The organism is Ruegeria sp. BHSB172 (genome assembly GCF_059613165.1).
This window is the reverse complement of the sequence record NZ_JBXWRZ010000061.1, coordinates 1-13,003: the sequence shown is the minus strand read 5'-3', so window position 1 is coordinate 13,003 and position 13,003 is coordinate 1. Positions and strand designations below refer to the sequence as shown.

The following is a 13,003-nucleotide window of genomic DNA, read 5'->3' as shown; positions in this document are numbered from 1 at the left end:
CGCGAACTCACCGAGGGAGGCCCGCACCTTCTCGCCACGCGCGAAACGGAAAGCTTCGTCAGGACCGAGCACATTGCCGACCATCCCGGCGTCGGTCGAGTAGGAGGTGTGCAGGTGGGTATCGCCCCAGAACACTCTGTTTGGAAAAGACTGATCGACAAATGGAGAATAGCCGCGCTGACCAAGTCGGACATCTTCGGGGTTTATCGCAAGGTCGCCAGAGTACCCTTGGGCAAGTGCCGCGCCGGTGAACAATGCACTCAAGCTCACGCTCATGAATATCTTCTTCATTGCCGTCCTCCCGTCAGTCAACAACGCAGAATTATTATAGCGCATGCTCGAAAGGCTGACTTGATTTGGATCAGCCGCTCATCATTGACTGCAGAATGAATGGCCGCTGTGGGCTCTTTCGCGCCGCTGACCTTTGTATCAGCGAAGAACAGGTCTTGGACGGCGCGTGCCGCTCGCCGTTTTGATTCAGATGTCGATTTTTTCGGCGATTCTCAGTGCATCTTCAAGCGCGACGCCCGGGTATCGTACCGTGCTGTAGACCTTGGTGTGACCCAGCAAAAGTTGTACAGCCCGGAGATTGCCGGTCTTTCGATAGATCTCCGAGGCCTTGGTCCGGCGCAAAGAATGTGTGCCGTAGCCGCTCGGTTCCAGGCCGATGGCCGATACCCAGTCTCGAACAAGCCTCGCGTACTGCCCGGTCGAGATGTGCGGTGACGCGTGGAAGTGGCTCGGAAACAGATGTCTGCATCCCAGCATCTCGGGTTGGTCGAGCTAGGCAGCGATCGTTTCGCGCGTATTCTCAGACACTTCGAACTGGATCGGCCGATTGGTCTTGCTCCGAACAATGGTGACGCGCTCACGGATTCGGTCTTCGACGACGAGATCGCTAATCTGGAGTCCGACGAGGTCACAGCCGCGCAACTTGCTGTCTATGGCGAGGTTGAAGAGCGAAAGATCACGAAGATTGCCCGCGAGTTCGAGCCGGGCACGAATGGCTCATACCTGCGTCGGGAGCAGCGGGCGTTTCTGACCGATCAGGCAGCCCTTGTTCCGGGTCTTGCGTTTCGGTTTTGCGGCGGGAAGTTGGATTCTGGGCATAATTTAGCCTCCATCCGTCCCTCCCGGCCCACACATCAACACCGCGTTGACCATTGATTGTAAGACCAAGCGTCAACGACTGGTCTCGATGACGGGCTGCTAGCGACCGATGCCGCGGCGCCACAAGGCGGTTTCGAGCCCTTTAACGACCTTGATCCGAGGCGCAGCAGTCGTCGCTGTGGGCTGAAACCGGTCATTCTGTACAGGTCTTCCGGCGCCTTCAAGCCATTGAAGGCGAGTGGCACTCCAGGCTCAACGTCATGGAAAGAATGTGATATCGTTTGTATGGGAAATGAGGGGGTTTGCGTTGAAAGCCTTAGCGATGACAAGAATCCGGGGATGGGGCCCCTTTCCCGAACTTGTTCGTGACATGGCCGGAGATCGCGCGCTTAACCGCATCCTGAGACGCCACGATCTTCCCCTAAGCGTTCTCGATGCGCCAGAGCATCGGGTCCCTTTGGCCAAGATGATCCGCGTAATGGAGGCGGCTGCGCGTACGATCGGTGACGCGGAATTCGGTGTAAGCCTTGGCAGCAAAACCACTGCGCTCGATTACGGAAATTGGGCCGGATATGCTTATTGTGCTCCAACGCTTGGCCAAGCCCTCCAGCGTGTTTGCAGGACACTGTGGGCGCACGAAAGCGGCACAGAGATGTACTTGTCCTTGCGCGAACATCACGTTGTCTGGTGCTACAAATCAGGTCTGGCAGGCTATGAAAACACACGTCATTTCTCGGACCACCTCTTTGAAACGATGTTCGTTTTCTTTCGCGGGTTCCTGGGCGAGGGGTGGCGACCCGATTGGTGGAAGTCGACTACGAAAAGCCGGCGAGAACGGAAAAATTAAGTGCCCTTGTTCAAAATGAAATCCGTTTCGGCCGTCCAAATTACGGTGTGGCGGTCAGGAAAGCGGACCTGAGTACGAGGCTCTCTGGGCCGCTTCCGTTCGATCGACCCATTACGTCACTTGATTTGGTAGCACCACCCGACGGGCGGCAAACCGCATTCCTTGATGATATCCTGAAACTTATTGACCTTCGATTGATGGATCGCACCGTCGACCTCGATGGATTTGCAAGGGCCGCGGATCTGGGTCCAAGAACTGTCCAACGGAAGCTGAGAAAGCTTGGGTACACCTACAAACATCTCCTTGAAATTGCACGCAGCAGGCGTGCGATGGCGTTCCTTTTAGAAACCGATCTGCCTGTGAAAAACATAGCTGCCGAGTTGTGCTATGACGCACCGGAAAATTTCACACGCGCTTTCCGCGCGTGGCAGGGGGTCTCTCCGTCTGAATTCCGGGCGAAGGCCCAGCGAAGTCAGAAAAAGGATCCTGTGTACCTAGGCGATTGTCGCGAAATGACAGGTCGCGTGAGTAGATCGGACTTTTGCCAACGGTAAACTTTTGAGTGGAAACGGAGCGGCAAACTCGCGGGTCTGCCATAGCCGGACTTTTCGGCCCTCCGTAATGTCATTTTCAGGAGGGAATTGAAATGACCACACGTCGTAATTTCATCAAGTCGGCCCCGGCGCTCGGAGCGGCATTCGCGGTGGCGCCAACATTCATTTCAGAGGAGGGGGCGGCGTATGCGCAGAGTGCGACGCCAGCCGAAGGGCATTTCCACCCGAAGGGCAAGGCGCCTTCGGAACACACTTTGAAAATTCTTGCCGAAGCGCGGGAAACGCTGCCGTTCTCAGATACGCGTGATTTTGATGAACAAGCTCGCGGGTTTATCGCGCCGATGCCCGAAGATACGATCATGGCGGATGCAGGCAACATCGCCTGGGACATGGCAAGTTTCCGCTTCTTCGACGAAGACAAGGACTGGCCAAGTATTCATCCGTCTTTGCAGAGGGTCTCGCGGCTGAACCAGAACTACGGACTGTATGAAGTCATTCCCGGAATTTACCAAGTGCGGGGCTTCGATCTGTCCGACGTTTCCTTTGTGCGCGGCGAAAATGGTTGGATCGTAATCGATCCACTGATCAGTGCGGAAACAGCGCGCGCAGCATGGAAGCTATTTCAAGAGCACGTCGGTGATGGGCTGCCGGCAACCGCAGTGATCTATTCGCATTCCCATGGTGACCATTGGGGTGGTGTACGCGGCATAATCGACGAAGCTGATGTGCGTTCAGGCAAAGTGGAAATCATTGCACCGCGTGATTTCATGGAGTTCACGATTTCCGAGAATGTCTATGCTGGCAACGCCATGAACCGTCGATTGTCTTACCAGTATGGCCAACAGCTTCCGATCAACCCGTACGGTTTTGCTGGGCAGGGGCTGGGTCACCGGGTGTCTCTTGGTTCCGTTGGCCTTATTGCCCCCACCCGGATCATCGAAGAAGACATCGAATATCTCGAGGTGGATGGCGTGCGTATGGTGTTTCAGAACACGCCAGGCACTGAAGCGCCGTCCAACATGAACACTTACATTCCGGGAATGAAGGCATTGTGGATGGCCGAGAACATTACCGGCACATTACATAATATTTACACCCTGCGCGGAGCTCCGGTGCGCGATCCTCCGCGCTGGTCTAAATACATCTCGCGGGCGCTGCATCTCTTTGGCGAGGAAGCAGAAGTGATGTTCCAGTCGCACCACTGGCCGCGCTGGGGTAATGACCGTATTCAAGAGGTGATGCGGGCGCAGCGTGACATGTATGCGCATTTTAATAACCAGGTGCTGCACTTCGCCAATCAAGGCGTGACGATCAACCAGATCCAGAACGTCTATGAAATGCCCAAGAGCCTGCAAAATGAATGGCACTGCCGGGGCTATCACGGTTCACCCGAGCACAACAGTCGAGGAGTGATCCAGCGATACCTTGGTTTTTGGGATGCCAATCCAGCAACCCTGATCCCGCCATCACCCGAAGCATCGGCGCCCCTATACGTCGAGATGATGGGCGGGTCGGACAAGATCATGGCCAAAGGACAAGAGCTTTTCTCGGCTGGTGAGTACAAGATGGCCGTCGAAATCCTAAACAAACTCTTTCTCGCTGAGAACGACAACCAGCCAGCACGTGATCTGCTTGCGGACTGTTATGAGCAGCTCGGTTACCAGCAGGAAAACCCGGGACTGCGAAATAGTTACTTGTCGGGTGCCTACGAACTGCGTTCTGGTATTTCCGACGCTCCAACGGTGAGCTCAACCAGTTCTGATGTGATCCGGGCGATGTCCACGGAATTGTTCCTGAACTTCCTCGGCATCAAGATGGACAGCCGCAAAGCCGAAGGCATGCGGTTCACCATCAATCTGGTAACGCCGGACAATGGCGAGAAGTTCATAATCGAAATGGAGAACGCGACTCTGACCAATATCGAGGGATATCAGGCGGACAACCCGGACCTGACATTGGTCATAAACCGTTCGGATCTGGAAATGACTATGATGGGCGCGATTGAACTAGAGCAGCAGATCGCCGATGGCACCGCCAAGATTGAAGGTGATCCCACCGTTCTTGCGCAACTCGCCTCGACCATGGTCGATTTCGACCCGCTGTTTGAGATCCTGCCCGGCACTGCCATTCAGCACGAGGTTGCGCAATCCAATGCCTACGAAGCAGTTCCGGGTGCCACTATCCCAGAGTGACAGAAACCGCGGGGCAAGGTTCTGACCGGCACCTTGCCCCAATACCCACCCCTCATGAAAATAGTGCGATTTGAGTAACCACTTCGTCCTCGCGGAAGGCCTCCAAGGGCAGCGTCGTTCCGCAAGCCCGCGAATTTTGGCTTCGACAAACTGCTGTGCAGCATCGGACCGATTGGCCGAACGGCAGGAAAGGGTCGGTCACACTCCATAGAGCCATTCGCCCTGAGGCCCGCGACCCGGTCATTGCGGATCGCAATCTCGCTGCGTTCTGCCTGAACGTCCGCATTTCCCTCTGTCATGCTGCGGGTAGTCTTGCCGCGAGCGCTCGCAGCGTAAATTCTTCACTTTTGCAGAGGGCTCTAAAGCAGACCTCGGGCCTAAGTCATCTGCTACAATAACGCCAACAGCTCCGCATGCCGCGCCGTATACGCCTGCCGAGCCTCAACCGGTGGCCTTAGAGTGATTTGCAACCCCTCCATCACCGCCGCGTCCGGTCGGCCAAAGAACTTGGTTGCCTCGGCCTCGGAAAACCCCGCGATCTGGGTGGCCTCCATCCAGGCGCTGATCCGGTCGGCTTTCTTGATCTGACGTTTCACCGTTTTCGGAACCGCGGCGGGCAGGCCAAAGCGGATGTGGATAGCCGCCGCCAACCGGTCGTCCAGCGCGCCATAGCCCGGGCCGACCGCGGCCTTCACCGGCGAGATCATGTCGCCGATCACATATTCTGGCGCATCGTGCAGAAGCGCCGCCAGCCGCCATTTCACCGGCGCCTTGGGGGCGATCCGGCCGAACAGCTCTTCGACCAGCAGAGAATGCTCGGCCACGGAATAGGCGAAATCACCCGCCGTCTGGCCGTTCCAGCGGGCCACGAATGCCAGCCCATGGGCGATATCCTCGATCTCGATATCCACCGGGGTCGGGTCCAGCAGGTCCAGCCTGCGGCCCGACAGCATCCGTTGCCATGCCCTGGGTTGTGTTGCCATTCTGCCATGCCCCCTTTGCAGCGAATGAGCCTGAAACGCGGTTTCGTGCTATGCTTAAGCCATCCTGATCACCGGCTGCCAACAGTTTCTTGAGCAATCGTGCTTTGAACCGGCACGTGGGGATCACGACATCAAGGCTGAGGGGGGCGCGCGTTCCTCCCGGCGTGCCCCTCTCGGATCGAAACCCGAACCGAAAGGAGCTTGTCATGTTCAAGCGTTTGTTGGGAATGGCCCTTGTCTTTGGCATGGCTGCGGCCGCGCCGCCCGCATCGGCCCAGAACTGCGCCCTGCGCGGTGATGTCATCGCCAAGCTGCAGCAGATCTATTCCGAAGAGCTGGCCTTTGGCGGATTGCAGAACACGCGGAGCGGTCAGACGGTCATGGAGGTATGGGCCTCACGCGCCACCGGCACCTATACCGTGTTGATGACCCACGCCAACGGCATCAGTTGCATTGTCGCCGCTGGCACCGATTTCTTCGAAGTGACGCCTAGGGCCGCTGCCGAAGGGGCGCCCAGTTGAATTAACGCCCGCGCCCCAATCGCCATCCACATTGCGACTTTTCCTCAACGGTGTTAGGGCCTGCCCAAACCGTTGTTGATCGGAATGGAGCATCTGATGGCCGGCGACTACATCGTCAAAGACATTTCACTGGCCGGGTTCGGCCGCAAGGAACTGGATATCGCGGAAACCGAAATGCCGGGCCTGATGGCTCTGCGCGCGGAATACGGCGACAGCAAGCCGCTGAAAGGGGCGCGCATCGTCGGGTCGTTGCACATGACGATCCAGACCGCCGTTCTGATCGAAACGCTGGTCGCGCTGGGCGCGGACGTGCGCTGGGCGTCGTGCAACATCTTCTCGACTCAGGACCACGCGGCGGCAGCCATCGCTAAGGCGGGCATTCCGGTCTTTGCCATCAAGGGCCAGACGCTGGAAGAGCATTGGGACTATCTCGACAAGTCGTTTCAGTTCGAAGACGGCCCCAACATGATCCTGGATGATGGCGGCGACGCCACGCTGTACATCCTGCTGGGCGCGCGCGCCGAAGCGGGTGAGGACATCATCCCCGTCCCGGCTTCGGAAGAGGAAGAGGTCATCAAGGCGCAGATCAAGAAGCGGATGGCGGCAAGCCCGGGCTGGTTCACCAAGGTGCGCGATCAGATCAAGGGCGTGTCCGAGGAAACCACCACCGGCGTCAACCGCCTGTATCAGTTGGTCAAGGACGGCCATCTGCCGTTCCCGGCGATCAACGTGAACGACAGCGTCACCAAGTCGAAATTCGACAACAAGTACGGCTGCAAGGAATCGCTGGTCGACGGCATCCGTCGCGCCACCGACACGATGATGGCCGGCAAGGTCGCCGTGGTCTGCGGTTATGGCGACGTGGGCAAGGGCTCGGCCGCGTCGCTGCGTGGCGCCGGCGCCCGCGTGAAGGTGACCGAGGTCGACCCGATCTGTGCCCTGCAGGCCGCGATGGACGGGTATGAAGTGGTTCTGCTGGAAGATGTGGTTTCGACCGCCGACATCTTCATCACCACCACCGGCAACAAGGACGTGATCCGCATCGAGCACATGCGCGAGATGAAGGACATGGCCATTGTCGGCAATATCGGCCATTTCGACAACGAAATTCAGGTGGCCAGCCTGCGCAACCACAAATGGACCAACATCAAGGACCAAGTAGACATGATCGAGATGCCCTCGGGCAACCGTATCATCCTGCTGTCCGAAGGCCGTCTGCTGAACCTGGGCAATGCCACCGGGCATCCGTCCTTCGTGATGTCGGCCTCGTTCACCAACCAGGTTCTGGCCCAGATCGAACTGTGGACCCGCGGCGACCAGTACGAGAACAAGGTCTATATCCTGCCCAAGCATCTGGACGAGAAGGTCGCGCGCCTGCATTTGGACCGGATCGGCGTCAAGCTGACCAAGCTGAACAAGGAGCAGGCGGATTACATCGGTGTCACGCCCGAAGGCCCGTTCAAGCCCGAGCATTACCGGTATTGATCTGTCAGAAATTCGAGGAAAAGGCGGCCATCTGGGCCGCCTTTTTTTGTTGCGGTCAGCGGAGCGACGGCACGAAATCTCCGCGGCCCTGCGGTGTCAGGTCCAGAATGTTCCACAGGGGCCAGGCCGCATCGACATGGCGCGGATGCCAGTCGCTGGGTTCAAAAAGCAGCTCGGAGCTCCAGAAATGGTGGATGCCATCCGCATCGCGTTGAAACACGTTCAGGATCGGCAACTGGTTTCCGTCCTCGGTCTCAGCCAGATAGTCTTGCTGGTACGTCGTATCCAACGCGGAATACAGCGGCAGATCCTGCCAGCCCATGCGCCGGCGCAGCGCGGCCAGGGCATCCGGCGTATTCTGCGCCACGACCGCAAAGGCGGCTTTTCGGGTCAGATGCGCGACCTGCCCGGTCAGACCGTCCAGAAAGGCCAAGCACATGGGGCAGGGGTCCTCTGCATTGGGACCAAACATCAGCGAATACACGACCAGAGTGTCATGATCACCGAAAAGGCTTGAAATCGGGGCAATATTGCCGCTGAGGTTCCGAAAGACGTAATCCCGTGGGATTTGGCCGCCTTTGGGCAAAGTCCGGCGCAGCGCGGCCACTTCCTCGACCCGCGCACGCAGATCGACTTCGGCGGCCAGCAGGGCATTTCGGGCGGTTCGGTACGCGGCGCTTTCGTTGGGAAGGGCGACGGGCATGACGAGTCTCCTTGGATCATTAATTAACTTTTATGTTAAATAAAGAACCCGAACAGATCAAGGCGCGGGCTGCACGGCGTGGTCTACGGGGAACATGCCCGATTTTTCCCTTTGTGCTTTTCCTGCCAGCCGCTACCGTTCAGCCAGCGCCGAAAAGGCCGTACCCCAACCCATACAGGAGAGGACAATGGGAAAACGTGACGAGTTGATCGCAAAATATGCGGATGATCTGAAAAACAAATGCGGTATGGACCCCGACATGGACCTGCTGACCAAAGTGACGATCGGTTGCGGGCCGTCGATCTATGACGCGGATGCCGCAACCGTGGCCGCCAGCCAGGAAGGTGAGCTGGAGACGGTCAAGAACAACTTTCTGATCAAGAAGCTGGGCCTGTCGGATGGCCCCGAGCTGATGGAAGCGATCAACAAGGTCATCGAAACCTACGGCAAGTCCGAGCGCAACAAATACCGCGCGGTGGTCTATTACATGCTGACCAAGCATTTCGGCAAAGAGGCCGTCTACGGCTGATCCCGCCGCGACATTTGGAAACGCCCGCCCGGTCGGAGCGGCGGGCGTTTTGCATTTGAATCATAATCTATTGATTCAACGTTTGAAAAACAGACGCGCCCTCGGCTATTTTCAACCCGTGACCAGGACGGTCAGAACCAGAGATTTCTTTGCGTGTGGTGAGTAGGGAGCACGCGGGGTAGGGAAGGTTCTGCATCGTCAGGGCCTTCCCTTTTTTCTCAATCTGCCGCGGTCTGGCCCAGTTCGCAGATCACTGCCCATTCGGCCTCGGAGACGGGCTGCACCGACAGGCGCGAATTCTTGACCAGCACCATGTCGGTCAGCCGTGAATCGGCCTTGATCTGGTCCAGCGTGACCGGTTTGGCAAAGGGGCGCACCGCCTTGATGTCCACGCAGTCCCACCGGTCGTCATCGGTGGTGCTGTCGGGGTGGGCCTCGGCGCAGACCTCGACGATGCCGACGATCGCCTTGTCTTTCTGCGAATGATAGAAAAACCCCCGGTCGCCCAGCTTCATCTGCCGCATGAAATTGCGGGCCTGATAATTGCGCACCCCATCCCATTCCTCGCCCGCGTCGCCCTTGGCGACCTGCTGATCCCAGCTCCAGGTCGAGGGTTCGGATTTGAACAGCCAATACGCCATCAGCCGATGACCTTCTTCCACGGGATCAGTTCGACCGACTTGAACAGACCGGCCTTGGCATAGGGGTCGTTGTCGGCCCAGGCCTGTGCGGCGGACAGATCCTCGACATCCAGGATGACCAGCGACCCGATCATGGCATCGCCGTCCAGCAGCGGCCCGGCCTGTGCGACTACGCCTGTTTCTTCGATATAGGCCAGGTGCGCGGCGCGGTTGTCCAGCCGGGTCTGCAGGGCGCCGTCTTTGTCGCGGGCGATCAGGGCGATAAGCATGTCATTCCTCCTTGAGTGGGCGATTGAGCAGGGATTGCAAGGCCTCGGCGACACTGTAGGCGCCGCGGCTGAGTTGCGCCACCGTCTGGCAGATGGGCATGTCCAGTCCCTCGGTCGCGGCGATGGTGGCCACGGCATTTGCCGTGGCCACGCCTTCGACGGTGGTCGCAGCGTCAAAGGACTCGTTGCGGCCCAGCGACAGCCCGAACCGGAAGTTGCGCGACAGTTCGGACGAGCAGGTCAGAACCAGATCGCCCAAACCCGACAGGCCCATCAGGGTCTCGGGCCGGGCGCCGCGCATCGTGGCAAAGCGCTGCATCTCGGCAAAGCCGCGAGTCATCAGGGCCGCGCGGGCGCTGTCCCCCAGACCCGCGCCGATGCAGGCCCCGCAGGCGATGGCCATCACGTTCTTCAAGGCCCCGCCCAGCTCGGCCCCGGTCACGTCGGTGGTCCGGTAGAGCCGCAGGCTGGCAGTGGTCAGCGCCTGTTGCAACCGGGTGCCCAGGTCTGCGTCGGCACAGGCCAGGGTCAGCGCCGTGGGCAACCCGCGGGCGATGTCATCGGCAAAGCTGGGTCCGGTCAGCAAGGCAGTGCGGGCGTTGGGCAGCACCTGTTCGATCACGGCGATCGGACCGAAGCCGGTGGATAGCTCGATGCCCTTGCAACAGGCCACCAGGATACGACCCTTCAGGTCCGCCCCATGCACCGAAAGAACATCGCGCAGCTTTTGCATGGGCACCGCCAGCAGCAACACGTCGCTCTGGCAGGCCAGGGTGATTTCGGCGGTCACGGTGATGGCGTCGGGCAGGGCGACCCCCGGCAGGCGGGTGTCATTGCGGCGGGTCGCCTGCATCGTCTGCGCCTGTTCGCCCGACCGGGCCCACAAGGTGACCGGACCCTTGCCCGCCAGCGAGATCGCCAGCGCGGTGCCGAAGGCGCCCGACCCAAGGACCGAGACACTCATGCCTTGGCCCCCTTGCGCCCACCGCCCAGCATGGCCGGGCTGGTTTGATCCAGCGGCCAGCGGGGTCGGGCGGTCAGGTCCAGCCCGTCGCGCGCGCCCAGCCGGAACCGTTCCAACCCTGCATAGGCGATCATTGCCGCATTGTCGGTGCACAGGTGTAGCGGCGGGGCGGTAAACCGCGCGCCGGCATCCGCCGAAACAGACTCTAACGCAGTCCGAATTGCGGTGTTGGCGGCAACGCCCCCGGCCACGGCAATCACCGGCTCGGCAGGGTTGGTTTCAAGATACAGGGCGATGGCGCGCCGGGTCTTTTCGGCCAGCGTATCCACGACCGCCTGCTGGAACCCGGCGCACAGATCGGCGCGGTCCTGACGCGTCAGCCCGCCCTTTTCGGCCACGATCTGGTCGCGCATCCGCATCAAGGCGGTCTTGAGCCCGGAAAAGGACAGATCGCATCCGGGCCGGTCCAGCAGCGGTCGCGGGAAGCGAAAGCGTTTGGGGTCGCCATTGCGCCCCTCGGCCTCGACCGAGGGGCCGCCGGGCTGGGGCAGGCCAAGCAGGCGCGCAGTCTTGTCGAATGCCTCGCCGGGGGCGTCGTCGATGGTGCCGCCCAGCCGCGTGAACTGCTCGGGGCCGTGGGCGATCAGGTATTGGCAGTGCCCGCCGGACACCAGCAGCATCAGGTAGGGAAAGGCGATCCCGTCCGTCAGGCGAGGGGTCAGCGCGTGGCCGGCCAGGTGGTTGACGCCGATCAGCGGCAGGCCGGTGGCCGCGCTGATCCCCTTGGCGCACATCACACCCGACATGACCCCGCCGATCAGTCCTGGCCCGGCGGTCACAGCCACGGCGTCCATATCCTGCAAAGTCAGGCCCGCCTGCTCCAACGCCTGCTGCACGCAGACATCCAGCTTTTCGGCATGCGCGCGCGCCGCAATCTCGGGCACCACGCCGCCGAAGGCGCTGTGCAGGTCCGTCTGGCCATGCACGACCGAAGACAGAACCTGCGCCGGTTCGCCCTCGGTATGCCGCACCACGGCCGCCGCCGTGTCATCGCAGCTGCTTTCCAATCCCAGAACGGTAAGTGTTTGCACCATCGGCCTGAACCATTGCATCATGATCTCGTCGCGGGGTATCACCCCACGCTGCAGCAAACAATCCTCAAGGCCCGAACGCTCGCCCGTGTACCTGTTGATGACCCGCCCCCGCGCCGCCTCGGAAAGGTTCGTGGCGCAGCTTCCCGAACGGATACGGTCGCGGGTCCAGGTGATTTATTCCCCGCTGCTGGATATCCGACCGATGGAACAGGCGGTGGACACGACCGGAATCCGGGGCCTGATCTTCACCTCGGCCAATGGCGTGGCGGCCGCCGCGGCGCAGAATGTGCGCCGGGATCTGCCCGCCTATTGCGTGGGGCCGGCCACCACCGAAACGGCCCGCCAAGTCGGGTGGGGGGCCCGGATGGCCGGCGAAACCGCCGAGGAACTGGTGGCCAAACTGCTGAAAGAGCGCCCGGACAGCCCACTGCTGCATCTGCGCGGCGAACACAGCCGGGGCAACATCGCGACCCGGCTGACCGAACTGGGCCTGACCGTGCGGGAACAGGCGGTCTATCGCCAGTATTTGCTGCCCCTGACGCCCGAGGCCCAAGACGCGGCGTCTGGATCTGCCCCGGTGATTGCGCCCTTGTTCTCGCCGCGGACCGCGCGACAATTTGCCGACCTTTGGCCTGGACCGGCGCCGCTTTTGGTCGCTGCGATGAGCGGACCGACAGCTGAGCCCCTTGAAAACTTGGCCATTGCCCGTTTGCGGATTGCCAAACGCCCGACGCCCAAGAAAATGCGGAAAGCCGTGAAAAAACTCGTGAAATATGCGATCCGGCTTGAGGGTGCGATGGGCGCGGATTAACTTGGACGCGTCTGCGCGTCAGGATTTATGGGAATCGACAGGGGGAAGTGACGGTGGCTGCCAAGAAAGACACGGACCAGAAACCGGTGGACGACCCCAAGGCCGACGCGGTGACCGAAGCGGTCGACAACAAGGTCGATGCCGAAGCCCTTGACCCAGAGGATCGGGTTGAGCAAGCCCCTTCCGAAGCCGAAGCCGAAGCCGAAGCCGAAGCCGAAGCCGAAGCCGAAGCCGAAGCCGAAGCCGAAGCCGAAGCCGAAGCCGAAGCCGAAGCCGAAGCCGAAGCCGAAGCCGAAGCCG

At 60.2% G+C, this 13,003-nt stretch carries 14 protein-coding genes and 2 pseudogenes; 8 read left to right on the top strand and 8 right to left on the bottom strand.

All coding sequences use genetic code 11. The annotated features are described in order from the left end of the window. Together AC2FM3_RS16830 and AC2FM3_RS16825 are read right to left on the bottom strand one after the other, a co-directional pair. Positions 1-291: DUF3604 domain-containing protein (locus AC2FM3_RS16830; RefSeq protein ID WP_496684111.1), on the bottom strand; the 291-nt coding region annotated here is incomplete at its 3' end. 186 nt (positions 292-477) lie between these two features. Then, positions 478-1,005, bottom strand: a pseudogene (locus tag AC2FM3_RS16825) (tyrosine-type recombinase/integrase). Positions 1,006-1,402: 397 nt separating this feature from the next. Here AC2FM3_RS16825 and AC2FM3_RS16820 point away from each other — a divergent pair. The 3 genes from AC2FM3_RS16820 (at position 1,403) to AC2FM3_RS16810 (ending at position 4,703) form a co-directional block, all read left to right on the top strand. Then, positions 1,403-1,957, top strand: coding sequence for an AraC family transcriptional regulator ligand-binding domain-containing protein (locus AC2FM3_RS16820; protein ID WP_496684109.1), 555 nt, complete (start codon positions 1,403-1,405; stop codon positions 1,955-1,957). Next, positions 1,915-2,511: a helix-turn-helix domain-containing protein gene (locus AC2FM3_RS16815; protein WP_496684107.1), complete on the top strand. Its 597-nt coding sequence runs from the start codon at positions 1,915-1,917 to the stop codon at positions 2,509-2,511. Before AC2FM3_RS16820 ends, AC2FM3_RS16815 begins: the two co-directional genes overlap by 43 nt. 92 nt (positions 2,512-2,603) lie before the next feature. After that, positions 2,604-4,703: an alkyl/aryl-sulfatase gene (locus AC2FM3_RS16810; protein WP_496684104.1), complete on the top strand. Its 2,100-nt coding sequence runs from the start codon at positions 2,604-2,606 to the stop codon at positions 4,701-4,703. Positions 4,704-5,092: 389 nt separating this feature from the next. On the opposite strand, the gene AC2FM3_RS16805 is transcribed toward AC2FM3_RS16810, so the two are convergent. Further along, a complete protein-coding gene (locus AC2FM3_RS16805) occupies positions 5,093-5,686 on the bottom strand; it encodes an HD domain-containing protein (protein ID WP_496684101.1) in 594 nt (197 codons plus the stop codon). A 206-nt stretch (positions 5,687-5,892) separates the two neighbouring features. Here AC2FM3_RS16805 and AC2FM3_RS16800 point away from each other — a divergent pair, with 206 nt between their 5' ends. Then, positions 5,893-6,207 carry a hypothetical protein gene (locus AC2FM3_RS16800; protein ID WP_496684099.1) on the top strand — a complete coding sequence of 105 codons (315 nt, stop codon included), beginning with the start codon at positions 5,893-5,895 and terminating at the stop codon, positions 6,205-6,207. Between the two features lie 96 nt (positions 6,208-6,303). Further along, positions 6,304-7,692: an adenosylhomocysteinase gene (ahcY, locus tag AC2FM3_RS16795; RefSeq protein WP_496684096.1), complete on the top strand. Its 1,389-nt coding sequence runs from the start codon at positions 6,304-6,306 to the stop codon at positions 7,690-7,692. A gap of 55 nt (positions 7,693-7,747) precedes the next feature. Here ahcY and AC2FM3_RS16790 read toward each other — a convergent pair whose 3' ends face one another. After that, entirely contained in the window at positions 7,748-8,395 is a 648-nt protein-coding gene (locus AC2FM3_RS16790) for a DUF899 family protein (protein WP_496684093.1), read from the bottom strand. 187 nt (positions 8,396-8,582) lie between these two features. Between AC2FM3_RS16790 and AC2FM3_RS16785 the strand changes: the two genes are divergently transcribed. Beyond that, positions 8,583-8,924: a DUF2853 family protein gene (locus tag AC2FM3_RS16785; protein WP_496684090.1), complete on the top strand. Its 342-nt coding sequence runs from the start codon at positions 8,583-8,585 to the stop codon at positions 8,922-8,924. Positions 8,925-9,142: 218 nt separating this feature from the next. On the opposite strand, the gene AC2FM3_RS16780 is transcribed toward AC2FM3_RS16785, so the two are convergent. The 4 genes from AC2FM3_RS16780 to tsaD are packed head-to-tail and all read right to left on the bottom strand — an operon-like array spanning position 9,143 to position 11,892. Beyond that, positions 9,143-9,565: an EVE domain-containing protein gene (locus AC2FM3_RS16780; protein ID WP_496684088.1), complete on the bottom strand. Its 423-nt coding sequence runs from the start codon at positions 9,563-9,565 to the stop codon at positions 9,143-9,145. After that, positions 9,565-9,834, bottom strand: coding sequence for a YciI family protein (locus AC2FM3_RS16775; protein WP_005979743.1), 270 nt, complete (start codon positions 9,832-9,834; stop codon positions 9,565-9,567). Before AC2FM3_RS16775 ends, AC2FM3_RS16780 begins: the two co-directional genes overlap by 1 nt. 1 nt (position 9,835) lies before the next feature. Next, the gene (locus AC2FM3_RS16770; protein ID WP_496684085.1) at positions 9,836-10,798 is read right to left on the bottom strand and encodes an NAD(P)H-dependent glycerol-3-phosphate dehydrogenase; all 963 of its coding nucleotides are present in this window, start codon (positions 10,796-10,798) and stop codon (positions 9,836-9,838) included. Next, complete coding sequence (tsaD, locus tag AC2FM3_RS16765) at positions 10,795-11,892, bottom strand: tRNA (adenosine(37)-N6)-threonylcarbamoyltransferase complex transferase subunit TsaD (RefSeq protein ID WP_496684113.1); 1,098 nt, start codon at positions 11,890-11,892, stop codon at positions 10,795-10,797. Before tsaD ends, AC2FM3_RS16770 begins: the two co-directional genes overlap by 4 nt. A gap of 97 nt (positions 11,893-11,989) precedes the next feature. Between tsaD and AC2FM3_RS16760 the strand changes: the two genes are divergently transcribed. Then, the gene (locus tag AC2FM3_RS16760) at positions 11,990-12,703 is read left to right on the top strand and encodes a uroporphyrinogen-III synthase (RefSeq protein WP_496684084.1); all 714 of its coding nucleotides are present in this window, start codon (positions 11,990-11,992) and stop codon (positions 12,701-12,703) included. A 53-nt stretch (positions 12,704-12,756) separates the two neighbouring features. Continuing rightward, positions 12,757-13,003 (top strand): annotated as a pseudogene (locus AC2FM3_RS16755) (hypothetical protein); the annotation flags it as partial.